The organism is Lewinellaceae bacterium (genome assembly GCA_020636135.1).
Classification (GTDB): domain Bacteria; phylum Bacteroidota; class Bacteroidia; order Chitinophagales; family Saprospiraceae; genus JAGQXC01.
The window spans coordinates 315,079-331,609 of sequence record JACJYK010000002.1 but is presented as its reverse complement, the minus strand read 5'-3'; the positions used below and the strand labels follow the sequence as shown (position 1 = coordinate 331,609).

Annotated in this window: 13 protein-coding genes; 10 read left to right on the top strand and 3 right to left on the bottom strand. The window is 48.8% G+C overall.

Features of this window, described 5'->3' with window-relative positions:
- Nucleotides 1–137: 137 nt before the first annotated feature.
- The 7 genes from H6570_16450 (at nucleotide 138) to yidD (ending at nucleotide 8,260) form a co-directional block, all read left to right on the top strand.
- A complete protein-coding gene (locus H6570_16450) occupies nucleotides 138–3,521 on the top strand; it encodes a PD40 domain-containing protein (protein ID MCB9320875.1) in 3,384 nt (1,127 codons plus the stop codon).
- A 101-nt stretch (nucleotides 3,522–3,622) separates the two neighbouring features.
- Complete coding sequence (locus tag H6570_16445; protein ID MCB9320874.1) at nucleotides 3,623–4,153, top strand: DUF2911 domain-containing protein; 531 nt, start codon at nucleotides 3,623–3,625, stop codon at nucleotides 4,151–4,153.
- 113 nt (nucleotides 4,154–4,266) lie between these two features.
- Nucleotides 4,267–5,385 carry a glycosyltransferase family 4 protein gene (locus H6570_16440; GenBank protein MCB9320873.1) on the top strand — a complete coding sequence of 373 codons (1,119 nt, stop codon included), beginning with the start codon at nucleotides 4,267–4,269 and terminating at the stop codon, nucleotides 5,383–5,385.
- Between the two features lie 52 nt (nucleotides 5,386–5,437).
- Nucleotides 5,438–6,751 carry an adenosylhomocysteinase gene (locus H6570_16435; GenBank protein MCB9320872.1) on the top strand — a complete coding sequence of 438 codons (1,314 nt, stop codon included), beginning with the start codon at nucleotides 5,438–5,440 and terminating at the stop codon, nucleotides 6,749–6,751.
- A gap of 77 nt (nucleotides 6,752–6,828) precedes the next feature.
- Nucleotides 6,829–7,428 (top strand): HupE/UreJ family protein, encoded by a 600-nt coding sequence (locus H6570_16430; GenBank protein ID MCB9320871.1) that lies wholly within the window; start codon nucleotides 6,829–6,831, stop codon nucleotides 7,426–7,428.
- A 27-nt stretch (nucleotides 7,429–7,455) separates the two neighbouring features.
- Nucleotides 7,456–7,980, top strand: a complete 525-nt coding sequence (locus H6570_16425) for a hypothetical protein (protein ID MCB9320870.1) — start codon at nucleotides 7,456–7,458, stop codon at nucleotides 7,978–7,980.
- A 1-nt stretch (nucleotide 7,981) separates the two neighbouring features.
- Nucleotides 7,982–8,260 carry a membrane protein insertion efficiency factor YidD gene (gene yidD / locus H6570_16420; protein MCB9320869.1) on the top strand — a complete coding sequence of 93 codons (279 nt, stop codon included), beginning with the start codon at nucleotides 7,982–7,984 and terminating at the stop codon, nucleotides 8,258–8,260.
- Between the two features lie 35 nt (nucleotides 8,261–8,295).
- Here yidD and H6570_16415 read toward each other — a convergent pair whose 3' ends face one another.
- Complete coding sequence (locus H6570_16415) at nucleotides 8,296–8,877, bottom strand: sigma-70 family RNA polymerase sigma factor (GenBank protein MCB9320868.1); 582 nt, start codon at nucleotides 8,875–8,877, stop codon at nucleotides 8,296–8,298.
- 268 nt (nucleotides 8,878–9,145) lie between these two features.
- On the opposite strand from H6570_16415, the gene uvrA reads away from it, so the two are divergent.
- The 3 genes from uvrA to H6570_16400 are packed head-to-tail and all read left to right on the top strand — an operon-like array spanning nucleotide 9,146 to nucleotide 13,952.
- Complete coding sequence (gene uvrA / locus H6570_16410; protein ID MCB9320867.1) at nucleotides 9,146–11,989, top strand: excinuclease ABC subunit UvrA; 2,844 nt, start codon at nucleotides 9,146–9,148, stop codon at nucleotides 11,987–11,989.
- Between the two features lie 20 nt (nucleotides 11,990–12,009).
- Nucleotides 12,010–12,906, top strand: coding sequence for an MBL fold metallo-hydrolase (locus tag H6570_16405; protein ID MCB9320866.1), 897 nt, complete (start codon nucleotides 12,010–12,012; stop codon nucleotides 12,904–12,906).
- 2 nt (nucleotides 12,907–12,908) lie between these two features.
- Entirely contained in the window at nucleotides 12,909–13,952 is a 1,044-nt protein-coding gene (locus tag H6570_16400; GenBank protein MCB9320865.1) for an alcohol dehydrogenase catalytic domain-containing protein, read from the top strand.
- A 92-nt stretch (nucleotides 13,953–14,044) separates the two neighbouring features.
- On the opposite strand, the gene gldN is transcribed toward H6570_16400, so the two are convergent.
- Together gldN and gldM are read right to left on the bottom strand one after the other, a co-directional pair.
- Nucleotides 14,045–14,908 carry a gliding motility protein GldN gene (gldN, locus tag H6570_16395; GenBank protein ID MCB9320864.1) on the bottom strand — a complete coding sequence of 288 codons (864 nt, stop codon included), beginning with the start codon at nucleotides 14,906–14,908 and terminating at the stop codon, nucleotides 14,045–14,047.
- Nucleotides 14,909–14,916: 8 nt separating this feature from the next.
- The gene (gene gldM / locus H6570_16390; GenBank protein ID MCB9320863.1) at nucleotides 14,917–16,488 is read right to left on the bottom strand and encodes a gliding motility protein GldM; all 1,572 of its coding nucleotides are present in this window, start codon (nucleotides 16,486–16,488) and stop codon (nucleotides 14,917–14,919) included.
- Between the last annotated feature and the right edge of the window lie 43 nt (nucleotides 16,489–16,531).

Sequence of the window (16,531 nt, the reverse complement as noted above, 5' to 3'; positions counted from 1 at the left end):
GCATTTGTCCATCAAAGGTACGGCTTCAGGCAGTGAAAAGGTACCAGGGAAGAAGTAGGGTACAACTTTCATTGATTTTCTATATTTATTCGCTCTCCGGTAAAACCGGTTTTGATAACATTTTTTAGTCTCAAACCATGCAAATTAAATTCTCAATGCTGCTGGTGCTGTTAGCCACTTCCTTGCTGGCGATGGCACAGACTGATTCAACGGCAACCGATTCATCAAAGGTGAAGAAAGCAACCAAGGAGCTGCCCCTGGAACCCACCCGTAGCCTCCATCTGAAAACCGATGAAGGAACGTGGATGAGTCTGGATGTAAGCCCGGACGGGAAGTACATCTATTTTGATCTACTGGGTGATATCTACCGTATACCCATCTCCGGAGGTACGGCAGAACCGGTTCGGGCCGGGATGGCCTTTGAGACCCATCCCCGCATCAGTCCCGATGGAAAATCCATGGTATTCACTTCCGATAAAAGTGGTGCCGACAACATCTGGATCATGGATCTTGCCACGAAAGATGAAACCCAGATCACGAAAGACACCGACCAGAACTACGAGAGTGCGGACTGGACCCCGGACAGCAAATACATCGCAGTAGCGAAGGGGGGCCGTAACTGGAAGCTCTACCTCTATCATCATGAAGGCGGCGGAGGCATTCAACTTGTCGATAAACCGGACAATCTTAAAATTTCCGAACCCACCTTTGCGCCCGATGGCAAACTGGTGTGGTTTTCCCAGCGTAACTCCGCCTGGAACTACAATGCGCAGCTGCCACAGTATCAGCTGGGAACTTACAATCTGGAAACAGGCGAAATGACCCGGCACACCGGGCGGTATGGCTCCGCTTTTGCCCCCACGCTTTCGCCGGATGGCAAATGGTTGGTCTATGGATCCCGGTACAACACCGAAACCGGCCTGGTCAAACGGGACCTCGCGACCGGCGATGAGTCCTGGCTTGCCTATCCTGTCCAACATGATGAACAAGAGTCCATCGCTCCACTGGGCGTATTGCCGGGTATGGCTTTCACCCCGGACAGCAAATTCCTGATCGCTTCCTATGGTGGCAAGATCCACCAGATACCTGTCGACGGCGGCGCTGCCACAGATATTCCCTTTATGGTTGATACCGATCTGGATTTCGGACCTCAGGTACATTTCAATTATCCCATCAAGGATGATTCCCTGATGGTCGTCAACCAGATCCGCGATCCGGCATTGTCACCGGATGGTTCCAAACTGGCCTTTACCGCTCTGAATCGCTTATACGTGATGGATTTCCCAGGCGGCACCCCGCGGAGAGTTACCGGCATGCAGGTCACAGAAGCTATGCCTGCCTGGTCTCCGGACAGCAAAACCATTGCTTTCAGCACCTGGGAAGGCAATGCCGGTCACATTTATACGGTAGCAGCATCCGGAGGAACTCCCAACCAGATCACCACCCAGTCCGGGCTGTATACCGACCTGGCCTGGGATGGTCGTACAAACCGTATTGCATTCATCTATGGCCCGGCCCGATCCTATGTTCAATCCATAGGACCGGTGGCTTTCGGTGCAGGCGAAGACATTGCCTGGGTTCCGGCTGCCGGAGGGTCCATGACCATTATCAAACAGGCCAACGGCAGAAGCAAGCCACATTTCGTTAAAAGTAATGACCGCGTATACCTCTTCAAAGAAAGCGAAGGACTGCTTTCCATGCGCTGGGATGGCACCGACGAAAAAACACTGGTGAAAGTGACTGGCATAACCACCTTCCCGGCTTCACTGGAAGAAGACTGTCTGTTGACAGCCACCGCCACCGAACCGGAGCGCAAACCATCCAGTGCAGAGTTGATCCTGATGGCTCCGGAAGGAGATCAGGCCCTGGCCAAGATCAACAACGACATCTACATCATCACCATACCTCCCGTACTGGGTGAAACGCCAAAGATCAGCGTATCAAACCCGGATAATGCAGCGTTTCCATCGATGAAACTTACCGAACTGGGAGGCGAATTTCCACTCTGGACTGCTGACGCCAGTGAGGTTCATTTTACGCTGGGTAATGCTTATTTCCGTTACAATCTGGCGGAAGCCCGAACCACGAAAGAAGCGCTCGAGAAAGAAAAGAAGGAGAAGGAAAAGGCCAAGTCAGCCGGAGAGAAGAAAGAGGATGACTCGAAAAAGGACGAGAAAGAGGATGACAAAAAATACAAGCCCAACGAAATGCGGATCAAGGTGATGGTTCCAAAAGACATCCCTCATGGCCACGTCCTGCTGAAAGGTGCCCGCATTATAACCATGAAAGGCGATGAGATCCTGTCACGCGGTGACATATACATCGAGAATGCCAGAATCGTACAGGTAGGTAAATCCGGAACGCTTAAAGTACCTGCCGGAACCCAGGTGATGGACATGAAAGGAAAGACCATCATTCCCGGATTTGTGGATACCCATGCGCATATGTGGCCGGCATGGGGAATCCATAAAAAACAGGTTTGGAACTATGCGGCTAACCTGGCTTATGGCGTCACCACCACCCGCGACCCTCAGACAGCAACCACCGATGTGCTGACCTACTCTGATATGGTGGATGCAGGCATGATGTTAGGGCCGCGGGTCTATTCGACTGGTCCTGGTGTGGGATTCTGGGCCTACCGCATCACCAGCCTGGATCACGCACGCAACATCCTGAAGCAGTATTCGGATTATTACCACACCCAGTACATCAAAATGTACCTGGTCGGCAACCGCCAGAACCGCCAGTGGATCATCCAGGCTGCGAAAGAACAGGGCATCATGCCCACGACCGAAGGCGGTCTGGACTTTAAGCTAAACATGACCCAACTGCTGGATGGTTACCCGGGCCACGAACATTCTTTCCCCATATATCCCATCTACAACGATGTGGTACAGATGGTGGCCCAGTCGCATATGGCCTATACGCCGACCTTACTGGTCGCCTACGGTGGACCATGGGCGGAGAATTATTATTACGCCACCGAAGATGTGCAGGGCAATGCCAAATTGAACTATTTCACTCCGAAAGAGGAACTCGATGATAAGTCGCGCCGCCGCCCGGGATGGTTTATGAAAGAAGAGCATATTTTCCCGCGCCACGCCGAATTTGTCAATCACCTCGTTCAGGCCGGAGGATTATCAGGCATCGGGTCTCATGGCCAGTTGGAAGGCCAGGGCTATCACTGGGAATTGTGGTCGATAGCCAGCGGAGGCATCTCCAATCACAATGCCCTGAAAGTGGCAACCATCCTGGGAGCCCGCGCCCTGGGACTGGACAAGGAAGTGGGAAGCATCGAACCTGGCAAGCTGGCAGACCTGGTCATCCTGAATGGAAATCCCCTGGAAAATATCCGGCAATCCAATACGGTGGCCTTTGTGATGAAAAACGGAAGACTCTACAATGCAGATAACCTGGCTGAGGTCTATCCGGATCCAAAATCAGCCCCGGCATTCGACTGGCAGGGAGGAAGCCCCGCTACCAATCTTCCTGGTGTTAAATCGGGCAATGGCAGTAAATAAAGGGGTGCGGAAATTTGTTAAAATATACTTAAACCGGCAAACCATTCGTTCGCTTTTGAGTTAACTATCACAACTTTAACCTGTTAACAAAAGAAAAGAACATGAAGAAATTAGTCTTTCTATTTGCCCTGGCCCTGATGGCCTATCTCACACCGGCTCAAGCGCAGGACAAGGCAATGCCCAGTCCGACTTCTAAAGTAGAGCAGAAGGCCGGAACCACCGATATCACCATCGAATATTCACGTCCCGGAGTTAAAGACCGGACGATATTTGCTGCTGATGGACTGGTACCTTATGGTAAGCTGTGGCGTACCGGTGCCAATAGCGCCACCAAGATCACTTTCAGCAAAGATGTGATGGTTGAAGGCAAATCTTTGCCGGCTGGATCCTATGCAATCCTGACCAGCCCGACAGCTTCTCAGTGGACCGTCAATTTCTACAAGTACAATGAAAGCGGATTCAACGCTTACATGGAAAAGACTCCGGATTTAAGTGTCATGGTAAAACCGGAAATGATGAATGTCTCCTGCGAAAGTTTCCTGATTACCTTGAATGATTTGCGGGATAATTCAGCAACCCTGCAGTTTATCTGGGACAAAACAGTCGTTCCGGTGCAGTTGGGGTTAAAATAAGAATCGAATTTGTTTGAAATTTGTATTCATTGGGCTATTGGATCCGTTTCCTGTAGCCCAATGTTCTTTTTAAGACCTTACCTTTCGATGGAAATTGGAATTAAGTCCTGTCTATGATCCTTGGTTTTGATGCCAAACGTTTGTTTCACAATACCAGCGGTCTGGGTAACTACAGCCGGACATTGCTCCGTGATCTGAGCACCCATCATCCGGAGAACGCCTATCATTTATTTTCACCTTCCATATCACATCATCCCTGGTCCCGGCCTTTTTTAATTTCTCCGTTCCAAACGCATTATCCGGCCAGGAAGACCTGGTGGTGGAGATCGTTTTCGCTGCCGTCGAGTTTTCCTGCGGAATTGCAGTTGTACCACGGGCTGAGCCATGAACTGCCATTTACCATCGACCGGAGTAATGTCAAAAAAGTAGTTACCATCCACGATCTGATCTACCGGCATTTCCCTCAGGATTTTCCATTGCCTGACCGGATCACCTATGAACGAAAAGTGCAGTATGCATTGAAAAATGCCGACCAGATCGTAGCCATCAGCGAGCATACAAGGCAGGATATCCTCACCCATTTCCCGGTATCTCCGGAACGCATCCGGGTTATCCATCAGTCCGTCCTCCCTATCTTCAGGAATACCCCTTCCACGGAAGCTGTAGCAGCAATGCGTTCACAATACCAACTGCCGGAAATATACCTGCTTTATGTAGGGGCGCTTTCCCATCGCAAAAATGCCCTGCTGGTCCTCCAGGCATTGCATGTTAACCGCAAGCTGGATATCCCACTGGTCATCGTGGGCAAAGGAAAACAATACGAACGCAAATGCCGTGAATACGCTAACACTCATGGGTTACAAGGGCAGGTGATCTGGCTGGGGCACATAGCCCCCGATCAGGTTCCCCTCATCATGAAGGGCGCGTCGGCGGTGATCTATCCTTCCCTCTATGAAGGATTTGGGCTTCCGGTACTGGAAAGCATTGTACTTGATGTTCCTGTCATCACCACCCGTGAGAGTTCATTACCGGAGGCAGGAGGAGAGCTGGCCCATTATGTCAGTGGCAGGGACCCTGGTGAACTCGCCGAGGCAACCTTGTATGCCCTGAATGCAAAACCGGATCCTGATTACGATGAACAGAAAAGGAAACACCTCGCCCGGTTTGATCCCGCCGGAGTCGCTGATCAATGGAACCATCTTTACCGGCAGGTAATTGACGATAACTACTGAACTTCGTATCTTGCGCCATCTTTTAAAAACCGATGATTTTAAATAACACTGTATGCAAACTATAGAACAAAAACCGGCTTACAAAGTAAAAGACCTGAACCTGGCAGGCTGGGGTCGCAAAGAGATAGAACTTGCTGAAGCCGAGATGCCCGGACTGATTTCGCTCAGAGAGGAATTTGGTTCGAGCAAACCACTGACTGGGGCACGCATCGCCGGCTGCCTGCATATGACCATTCAAACTGCCGTACTCATCGAGACCCTCGTTGAACTGGGCGCGGAAGTAAGCTGGTCATCCTGCAATATTTTCAGCACTCAGGATCATGCCGCTGCCGCCATTGCTGCAACCGGCGTTCCTGTCTTTGCCTGGAAAGGCATGACCGAAGAAGAATACGAGTGGTGTATCGAGCAAACCCTGTTTGCCTTCAAAGACGGCAAGCCGCTCAATATGATCCTTGATGATGGAGGAGACCTGACCAATGTCGTTCTTGACCGCTATCCCGAATTGGTACGGAATGTCCGCGGCATCAGCGAGGAAACCACCACCGGCGTACATCGCCTGTATGAGCGTGAAAAGAAAGGAACCCTGTCCATGCCTGCTATCAACGTAAACGACAGTGTAACCAAGTCGAAATTTGACAACAAATACGGATGCCGGGAAAGTGCGGTGGATGCCATCCGCAGGGCAACGGACATCATGATGGCCGGGAAAGTAGCCGTTGTTGCAGGATATGGCGATGTCGGCAAAGGTACCGCCGCTTCACTTCGTGGCGCCGGATGCCGGGTTATCGTCACCGAAATTGACCCGATCTGTGCACTACAGGCAGCAATGGACGGTTATGAAGTCAAGAAAATGGTCAACGCAGCACCGGAAGCCAACATCATCATCACCGCCACTGGTTGCAAAAAAGTGCTGGCCGAAGAACACTTCCGCCTGCTGAAAGACAAAACCATCGTGTGTAACATCGGTCATTTTGATAACGAACTGGATATGGCCTGGTTGAACAAAAACTACGGCAAGACCAAAGATACCATCAAACCACAGGTGGATAAATACACCATTGACGGAAATGATATCATCGTACTTGCTGAAGGTCGTCTGGTGAACCTGGGCTGCGCCACCGGCCACCCCAGTTTTGTGATGTCCAATTCCTTTACCAATCAGGTACTGGCTCAGATCGAATTGTGGAAACATCACGATCAGTATGAGAATAAGGTGTACACCCTACCAAAACATCTGGACGAAAAAGTAGCCAACCTACACCTCGCTAAAATCGGGGTTGAATTGGACGTGCTCAGTCCGGACCAGGCAGAATACATCGGGGTAACTCCGGAAGGTCCCTTTAAACCGGATTATTACCGCTATTGATCTTAATATAAGCTGGCGGAACCACGGTCTTTATGGTCATGGTCCCGCCGGTATCTTCGCTTTGAAAAGGGATTCGCGTGGAAAGTGCATTTTTGTTTTACTTACGGTTAGGTCTTGATCACATCGCGGATATCCACGCTTACGACCACATCGTATTTATCATAGCACTTTGTGCCATCTACAGTCTTAATCAATGGAGGCAGGTGGCCATCCTGGTTACCGCATTCACGATAGGCCACTCCATCACCCTGGCTTTGGCTGCACTCAGTGTCATCAAGGTCCCCAGTGCTTTGATCGAATTCCTGATCCCGGTAACCATTTTCATCACCAGTGTTTACAACATAGCCCGCAAACCCAGTTCACAAGATGTCCATCGGATTACATTGAATTATTTTATGGCTCTTTTCTTTGGGCTGATTCATGGGATGGGTTTCTCCAACTATTTCCGGAGCTTAATGGGCCAGGAAGAGAGTGTGGTAAAACCACTTTTCGCATTCAATGTGGGTATCGAAGTAGGTCAGCTGATGATCGTGAGTGTAATCTTGTTATTGTCCTATCTGTTCCTTAACCGATTGCAGGTCAATAAAAAAGACTGGACGCAGGTGATCTCCGGAGCCACCGCCGGCATTGCGTTTATCCTGATGCTGGAGACCTTTGAAGCTTTGATTGGAAACTAATTCTTAACCGGGAAACTTATAAGGTATATGAATGTGCCTTTACTTTTATTCAGCGTGATTACCGGATGGTGGGTTCCCCGTCCTTTACCGTTATCATCATTTCACGACCTGCATATTTCCAAGACAGAATTGGCTTATAATTCCGAAGATCAGGCCATCCAGATGAGTCTGCACATCTTTACAGACGACCTGGAGCGGGGAATTGAAGCGATGAACGGTGCCACAGACCTGAAGATCTCCACCGAACATGAGAAGGATGAAGCCACCCAGTGGATCTACGATTATCTTTCCGCCCACCTCCAGCTCACCGTAGACGGTGAACCCAGAACTTTCGATTGGGTTGGCAAGGAACCTACGCCGGACTATCAGGCCGTTTGGATCTATCTTGAGATTCCGGGAATAGCCTCGGTGAATGATTTGTCCGTGCGCTATGATGTCTTAATGGAACTATACGATGATCAACGTAATATTCTGATGGTGATGGACCCGCAGGGGAAGCGTACTTACCATTTATTTGAGCCGAAACAGAAGACGGTAGAAATCCACTTTTAACATGTTCAAGAAAATATTCATTTTCCCGATCCGGATGTATCAATTGCTGATATCTCCCTGGCTGGGTCAGAATTGCCGGTATACGCCTACCTGTTCACATTATACTGTTGAAGCTATCCAGGAGTGGGGTGTAATTAAAGGGATGTGGCTGGGGATGAAACGGATATCGCGATGTCATCCATGGGGTGGTCACGGTTATGATCCGGTACCAAAAAAAGAAGGTGCAGCTACTTCAAGCCGCACCTTTAACGCCCAAAGAGATGATGATAACCGCTTATAAAAGTGCTAGGGTTATTTCATTTATCTGCACCTCCATTACTGGAGGATCAGTTCTTTTTCTTCGATCAACTTGCGCAAGTTGATCAGTGCATAGCGCATCCGGCCCAGGGCTGTGTTGATACTTACCCGGGTCAATGAGGCGATCTCCTTAAAACTCATGTCTGCATAGTGGCGTAAGATGACCACTTCCCTTTGCTCATCAGGTAACAGATCGATCAACTTACGCACCTTATCATTGGTCTGCGTCTGGATCATGCTCTGTTCCATGTTGGAATCGCTTGCAGGTATTACGTCAAAAATGTCAAATTCGTCTGACAGTGAAACATTGGTTCTCCGCTTGGATCTTCTGAATTGATCCACGCACATGTTGTACGAGATACGCATTGCCCACTGCAGGAATTTACCTTCGTGGTTGTATTTACCTCTACGAATGGTATCAATGATCTTGATAAACACTTCCTGAAAGATATCTTCGGCTTGCTCAGAATCTTTCACGAACAGGTAAATCGACGTGTAAATTTTGGTCTTGTGTCTGTTAAGGAGAGTCTCGAAAGCCTTCTCGTCACCTTCTAAGTAGCAATTAATCAATTCTTGATCACTCATCGGTAATACCTTCATAACTAAAATCTTTTGGTCGGTTATCAATCAGAAATTTTAGCGTAAAGGTATTAGTCGATACTTACTACGTTTTGTGATATAATTAAGACTTTCGCACCAAATATATGAAAGTTTGGCAATAGTAACCGTGCTCGTGTAAATTTTTTTAAACTTTCCCGGCGATTACTGGGTTTGCTTGCATGAACCCAATTACTAATTCTATCTTAGCTCATTGGCTTCACCTTTCAAATACTTATAATATAAGTAATCAAAAACCGGTCCAATTTTCATGAAACCGCATCTACTGGAGGAAACTTTTTTAGTCACAGACATTGAAACACCCCAGGAAATCCACATCAAAGGCGCGCGATCCAATAACCTAAAGGACATAGAAGTACGCATACCCAAGGATCTGCTGGTTGTCGTAACGGGTATGTCGGGATCGGGAAAGAGCTCGCTGATCATGGATACCCTCTATGCCGAAGGGCAACGACGCTATGTCGAAAGCCTCTCATCTTATGCCCGGCAGTTCATGATGCGGATGAAAAAGCCGGATGTGGACTTCATAAAGGGTATTTGTCCGGCAATTGCCATCGAACAACGGGTGAGTACTCAAAATCCCCGGTCCACCGTAGGTACCATGACCGAGATTTACGATTACCTGCGATTGTTGTTTGCCCGCATCGGTAAAACCTATTCACCGGTCACCGGCGAAGAGGTCAAAAAACATCAGATCTCCGATGTAGTGGATTTCATTCTGGAACAGCCCGAAGAGACGAAGGTGGTCATCCTGGCACCATTGCAAAATAAATACCTGGATCGTACCCTCCGCCATGAGTTGTCGCTCCTGATGCAAAAAGGATTCACCCGGATCTTCCATCAGGACGACATCATCCGCGTAGATCAGTTTCTCGAAGAAGCCCACGAAGAACTGGATCTGACACTGGATGAAATAGAGCCCCAGCAATACATGATCCTGGTCGACCGGATTGTCGTAAAATACAACGACGATGACTTGAACAGCCGATTGGCAGACTCCGTTCAAACCGCTTTTTACGAAAGTGAAGGCGACTGCTGGATCAAAATCGGTGAAAACATCCACCCTTTCAACAATCGGTTTGAGCTGGATGGAGAATCCTTCCTCGAACCGACACCGCAACTTTTTAATTACAACAACAGCTACGGAGCCTGCCCCACCTGCGAGGGTTACGGCAAGGTGATGGGTATCGACGAAGAAAAAGTCATTCCTGATCCGTCAAAATCCGTTTACGAAGGAGCGGTAGCTTGCTGGTCCGGAGAAAAGTCCTCCCGCTGGCTGGACCGGTTCATCGATCATGTAGATGATGACTTTCCGATCCATCGTCCCTACCAGGATCTGACTGCCAAACAAAAGGAGTTGCTGTGGGAAGGGAATACCCGGGTCCAGGGCATTCACGATTTCTTTCACGAGTTGGAGGAAAACCTGTATAAAATTCAAAACCGGGTATTGTTGGCCCGCTACCGCGGCAAGACGACCTGTCATACCTGTAAAGGAGCGCGTTTGCGCAAAGAAGCCCTGTATATTCTGGTGGCAGGCAAGAATATCCATGACCTGGTGATGATGCCCATTGATCAATTAGTGGCATTTTTCACTTCCCATACCTGGTTCGACCGTGAAATCAAAATAGCCCGCCGCATCCTTCTGGAAATAGAAAGCCGGTTGAAGATCATGGATCAGATCGGCCTGGGCTACCTCACACTGGACCGCCTTGCCGCTACCCTGAGTGGCGGTGAGACACAAAGGATCCACCTCACGCGAACCCTGGGAAGCAATCTGACCAACTCGCTGTACATCCTCGACGAACCCAGCATTGGCCTTCATCCGAAAGACACCGAAAAACTGGTTGAGGTATTAAAATCACTGCGCGATCTGGGGAACACTGTGGTTGTGGTGGAGCACGAAGAAGAAGTTATCCGCAATGCCGACTACATCCTGGATATTGGTCCGGAGGCAGGCATTCATGGAGGCGAGGTGGTATTCGCCGGACCCTACCGGGAGTTTCTCAACAAAGCTCCGAATAGCCTTACGGCACAATACCTTACCGGTAAAATGCAGATCGCACTGCCCAATCGCCGACGCCATTCTGCCAATAAGATTACCATTAAAGGTGCCCGCCATCACAATCTGAAAAACATCGATGTCACGATTCCGCTACAGAGCCTGACCGTAGTCAGTGGCGTATCCGGTTCGGGAAAAACGACACTGATCAAGCATATCCTTCATCCAGCTCTGGTTCGCCAGTTCGGTGAGCCTATCCCTTCCAATCCAGGCCGTCATGGCAGCATAGAAGGTGATCTGCAGGTCATTCATCAGGTGGAGTTGATCAATCAAAATCCCATTGGCAAATCATCCAGATCCAATCCAATCACCTACGTTAAAGCTTACGACTCCATCCGTAATCTGATGTCCAAGCAACCGTTATCAAAGATGCGCGGATTTAAACCGGGACATTTTTCTTTTAATACCGATGGAGGCCGCTGCGATACCTGCAAAGGGGAAGGTGAGATCATCGTGGAGATGCAATTTCTGGCTGATGTCCGGCTTACCTGTGAGGATTGCAAAGGACAACGATTCAAGCAAGAGGTACTGGATGTGGAATACAAGGGTAAAAACATCTTTGATATTCTTGAGCTGAGTATTGAGGAGGCATTGGTATTCTTTGCTTCCCAAAAGGATATTGTCAATAAAATCCAGCCCCTGGCTGACGTAGGACTTGGCTATGTTAAACTGGGCCAATCCTCAAGCACCTTATCCGGAGGCGAGGCGCAACGGGTCAAACTGGCCTCCTATCTGAATAAAGATCAATCCAACCAGTCGATACTTTTCATTTTTGATGAGCCTACGACCGGATTGCATTTTCATGACATCAATAAATTGTTGTATGCCCTGAATGCTCTGGTAGAAAATGGCCATACGGTCGTGGTCGTAGAGCACAACCTTGAAGTGATCAAAACCGCAGACTGGCTGATCGACCTGGGACCTGGCGGTGGTATTGATGGCGGTTACCTGGTTTATCAGGGTCCGCCGGAAGGCATCCTGGAGGTTGAGTCTTCACATACCGGAAGGTTTCTGAGTGAAAAGTTATTAACTTAATGTTCCAATAATCACAATAAATGAAACGGAGATCATTTTTAGTTCAGGGGGCTTTGGCAACAATGGTGCCTACCCTGGGTCGCGCAACCTGGTTGCGTTCCCTATTTGCAGAATATCAGATGCGTCCGTTGAGAGAAAACGTTGGCGTATTTACCGAAAGCGGCGGAACCATCCTGTGGTATGTAACTGAAGATCATATCGCAGTTGTGGATACGCAATTCCCTGAACCAGCCGCCCATGTGATCGCTGAAATCAAAAAAATGCAGGATCGCCCGATCGATCTGCTGATCAATACCCACCACCACGGTGACCACACCAGTGGCAACATCACCTTCAAAGATCTGGCTGCAAAACTGGTGGCGCATGAAAATTCCAAAGCCAACCAACAACGAGTGGCGGAAGAGAATGGTAAAATGGATCAGCAATGGCTTCCTACCGAAACCTTCACCACCAACTGGGAAACCAGTCTCGGAGATGAAAATATCCAGATGTATTATTTCGGTCCCGGTCACACCAATGGCGATGCCATGATCCACTTTACGAATGCCAATATCGTCCATATGGGTGATCTGGTCTTCAATCGCAGATTTCCATTCATTGACAAATCCGCTGGAGCATCGATCTCAAACTGGATTTCGGTGCTGGACAATGCCCTTGATACTTTTGATCGCGACACTCTTTTCGTTTTTGGTCACTCCGGCGAGGATTACGATATAACCGGAAAAAAGGAAGAGCTGCAAGCCATGCAAGGTTATCTCTCCGCTTTGCTGAGTTTCATGGAAAAAGAAATCGCTGCCGGCAAATCCAAAGATGAGATCGCCCAGGCAACAGAAATTCCCGGTGCTCCGGAATGGAAAGGCAGTGGTTTAAGCCGCAGTATTGATGCAGCCTGGATCGAACTGGTCGAAAAGAAATAACCATGCGGGCGCTTACACTTCACCGGCCCGAAGACATTCATTTTGAGAGCGTCCCCGATCCGGAAATACTGGATCCGGGTGATGTGATCGTTCAGGTAACCGATACGGCCATTTGTGGTTCAGACCTGCATGTCTATTTCGGCAGAGAAAAAGGTCTTGATGCCGGTACGACCATGGGACATGAGTTTACCGGCATTATTGTAGCCCGAGGCAAGGGTGTCACCACCCTGCGGGAAGGTATGCGCGTGATCAGTCCATTCACGACGAGCTGCGGGACCTGTTATTATTGCCGCATTGGCCTGACCGCCCGGTGTACACGAGGACAGTTATTTGGTTGGGTAGCAGCAGGGAATGGATTACAGGGAGGACAGGCCGAATTGGTTCGGGTTCCACTGGCAGAATCCACCCTGATCCCGGTTCCCGGCGATCTTGGTCCTGAAACATCTTTGTTGCTTGGTGATATCCTGGCTACCGGCTATCAGGGTGCCGTCCGTCTGGGATCCGGGGTATTAAACCATGTAGGCGTCATCGGTTTCGGCCCGGTGGGCATGATGGCGTGGCAGGTCCTGAAGCGAATGCGTTACGAGCGGGTTACGGTATTTGAGACCGATCCGGGACGTCGCCACTATGCTTCCCAGCTTGGAGCGGATGTCATCAATCCGGCGGAGGGAGCGCAGCTGCAAGAATGGCTCATAAACCAGCCGGGAGGAGGAATTGACGGTGTCGTTGAAGCCGTAGGTGGAGCTTCTGCCCAGCAGCTGGCATTTAATCTGGTGCGGGCAGGTGGTATCATCTCCAGTGTGGGGGTACATACACAACCGCAATTTAGTTTTAGCCCGGTTGACGCTTACGATAAAAACATCACGTATCATTCCGGACGCTGTTCGGCGAGGCAACACATTCCGGATCTGTTACAATTGCTGGATGCCGGGTGGGAGCTGATCAGTCCATTTACCGATGTGTTTGCGCTGTCTGATGGTGCTGCGGCCTATCAGCGTTTTGCCCAGCGGACACCGGGATGCATGAAGGTCTTGCTCAAACCCTAGTGCCTGTCAGGCATTCCAGACATGGATAAAAACAAAAAAGCCTGCCTCCGAAGAGACAAGCTTTTTAAATCTTTCCTTATTGAAATCACTTATTAATATTCCCAGAGGTCTTGTTCAAAGTTGAACAAGCGGTCCTTGATCTTTTGTGATTCATACAGAATGTCAACTCCGGTCAGATAATCCTGCAGACGACGATCCATAACATTGGATTCTTTGAAGATATAGCTGGAGAACATGTGTTCTTCCAATACCATGTCCCAAGTCATTGGAGCGGCGTCGTTTTCAGCATTGAATACCCGATATTTTGACAACGCTTCGCGTGCCTGAGGATAATAAACCCAAAAGAGTGGTTCTGGATACAGTAACTGGCCTGTGGTCTTATCAATCACATCTTTTATCGGAGCAATGCCCAGAATTCTACGTTTCACACGAGAGGCCTTTTTATCGAAGAAGACCACTTCTTTCACTCGGAATCTCTGGATGTCTGAAGGATTTAAATCGCTTCTGGTAATTGCCAGTGTCACCTCATACGTCTCGGGATCGGTCACAGACACGGTGTCAACAGAAAACAATTTACCTTCCAGTTCCGATACCGTCATGATGTCTTTAAAGTCATCATCTTTATAGACAGAGAACTCGCCATTTTTAGCGGCATCTGCCAGGATGGTGAAGAAAGGCATCTTCGGGTAAGCGAAAGGAAGATTGATCTTTTCGCGAACATTGATCACACTCCAGATCTTTTTCTCCCAAGGCACATCTGCCTCACGTACCGGTTCATAGGGCAAGACTCGATTCTCCACAATAATCCTGCGTTCAACTACACCATCGATAACTTGCTCTTCAAACGGATCCCCTGCCTCGGTGATAAAGGCTGCTTCGGCCTGCGGCTGGTCATTTTGACTGAAACCAATGCCGGCCCACAATAGCAATACTGGAAAAATGAATAAGTTTTTCATCGGTTAGATTAATTAATGCTTATAGCAATGTTAGGTAATTTACGTGCTGCCGCATCACCCGGACATTTGCAACGGATATTCTCGAAGAAAAACCGGTCGCCAGGTTTTGCTTTGTCACGAATACGGCTGGCATCATCCGAGAAAGAAGCACCTGCATTCACGGTGATTTCAGGATCCTGCCGTGGAGCAACCCGTACCATACGGTAGCCGGTAATGCTGCATTTAGCGTCGAAGTCAAAGCCATCCAGTGCTGCGATCAGACCTTTTTGTACTTTGAAAACACCGTTTCCTACCTCATCTTCCTTTACGCCACCCAAACGTGGTGTCGGGTCAGGAATCATCTTCACACGGTAATCAAATTTCGTTGGTGCAAGTCCGCCACCTGACAAGGTGATGGAAGCAGAACCAGGACGAGTGGCTTCAACGATCCAGTTGGCCGATCCGGCCTTTTTCATGGTGATGCCTTCACCGGACACTTTCAGATCATTGGTGGAAACACCAGCTGCAGCTACGGTGATCGGGTTTTCAACACCGATGTAGAATACGTTCATCTTATCCAGAGAGATGGATGCGGAACGCTCGCCTACTTCGTATTCAAAATCCTGGGTTTTGGTGGTCACTTCCTTGGTTACCGGGTTGGTAAAGGAAATGGTTGCGGTATATTTCTTCATACCTACACTGCTGCCAGGTGCTTTGAAGGAAGCAACTCCATTGTTCACCGGAACATTGGCGCCGTTGATCCTAACACTCAGATTCTCAACGTTTTTGGAGAAAGCACTCAGGAAGATATCGGCTTCGTAATTTTCACCCCGGGTGATGTAGGACTTCTTGGGAGAAGCTACGACCTGGAACTGATCAAATACGATTTCGGTACCACCTACCTTTTCCAGATAATAGTCGAGGATGGCGTTTTCAGAGCTCTTCGCGTCATTGATGAATTTGGTAAAGATCGGCAATGTAGCGGCCAAAGGCATTTGACGGAAGTAATAATCTTCCCAGCTGCTCTTATCTTTGGCGTGCTTCCACGTCTCTTCATCCACGTTCAAAGCGATCTTTTTCTCAAATTCTGCGCGATCGGCTTCGTCTACCAAATCCAGGAATTTCGAACGATATTCCAGGATTTTGGCTTTCAGTTCGCCACCGATTCCGGGTTCTTTTTTGTCCCCGACCAGGTAACGAGTGGTAATGTCCTTATCTTTCTTGCCGCGCAACTGCGTGTGACCCTGTACTTCCACATAGTCTCCTTCGTCTACTTTATTGTCCTTGTTACCGGTTTGGTCGATCATATAGTCGGTGATACCGTTAACATAGGTGGCAAATTCTGCAGAAAGTGCTCGTACTTGGGGAGCGCGCTCGGCATAGATTTTAAATTCTTCTTGTTTTTTCTTCGACAGCTGGTCAATGCGTGCCGGTTTAACTGCGTTCTCGTCATCCAACACCGAGTTTGATTTTTTCAATCCATCGTCTACGACTTTGAAGGCATTGAAAATCTCGGCTGAAACGTTAAGAGCTAACAACGCAGTCAATACGAGGTACATGATATTGATCATTAGCTGCCTGGGCTCCTTAGGTATTGACATGGCTTCTGATTTTTAACTTGATTAATGAATGTTGCACTGTTAC

Bases quoted from the DNA above. Each gene is read 5' to 3' on its own strand.
- H6570_16445 (MCB9320874.1), top strand. From the start codon at position 3,623: ATGAAGAAATTAGTCTTTCTATTTGCCCTGGCCCTGATGGCCTATCTC.
- gldM (MCB9320863.1), bottom strand. From the start codon at position 16,488: ATGTCAATACCTAAGGAGCCCAGGCAGCTAATGATCAATATCATGTAC.
- uvrA (MCB9320867.1), top strand. From the start codon at position 9,146: ATGAAACCGCATCTACTGGAGGAAACTTTTTTAGTCACAGACATTGAA.
- H6570_16440 (MCB9320873.1), top strand. From the start codon at position 4,267: ATGATCCTTGGTTTTGATGCCAAACGTTTGTTTCACAATACCAGCGGT.
- H6570_16415 (MCB9320868.1), bottom strand. From the start codon at position 8,877: ATGAAGGTATTACCGATGAGTGATCAAGAATTGATTAATTGCTACTTA.
- H6570_16405 (MCB9320866.1), top strand. From the start codon at position 12,010: ATGAAACGGAGATCATTTTTAGTTCAGGGGGCTTTGGCAACAATGGTG.
- H6570_16435 (MCB9320872.1), top strand. From the start codon at position 5,438: ATGCAAACTATAGAACAAAAACCGGCTTACAAAGTAAAAGACCTGAAC.
- yidD (MCB9320869.1), top strand. From the start codon at position 7,982: ATGTTCAAGAAAATATTCATTTTCCCGATCCGGATGTATCAATTGCTG.
- H6570_16400 (MCB9320865.1), top strand. From the start codon at position 12,909: ATGCGGGCGCTTACACTTCACCGGCCCGAAGACATTCATTTTGAGAGC.
- H6570_16450 (MCB9320875.1), top strand. From the start codon at position 138: ATGCAAATTAAATTCTCAATGCTGCTGGTGCTGTTAGCCACTTCCTTG.
- H6570_16425 (MCB9320870.1), top strand. From the start codon at position 7,456: ATGAATGTGCCTTTACTTTTATTCAGCGTGATTACCGGATGGTGGGTT.
- gldN (MCB9320864.1), bottom strand. From the start codon at position 14,908: ATGAAAAACTTATTCATTTTTCCAGTATTGCTATTGTGGGCCGGCATT.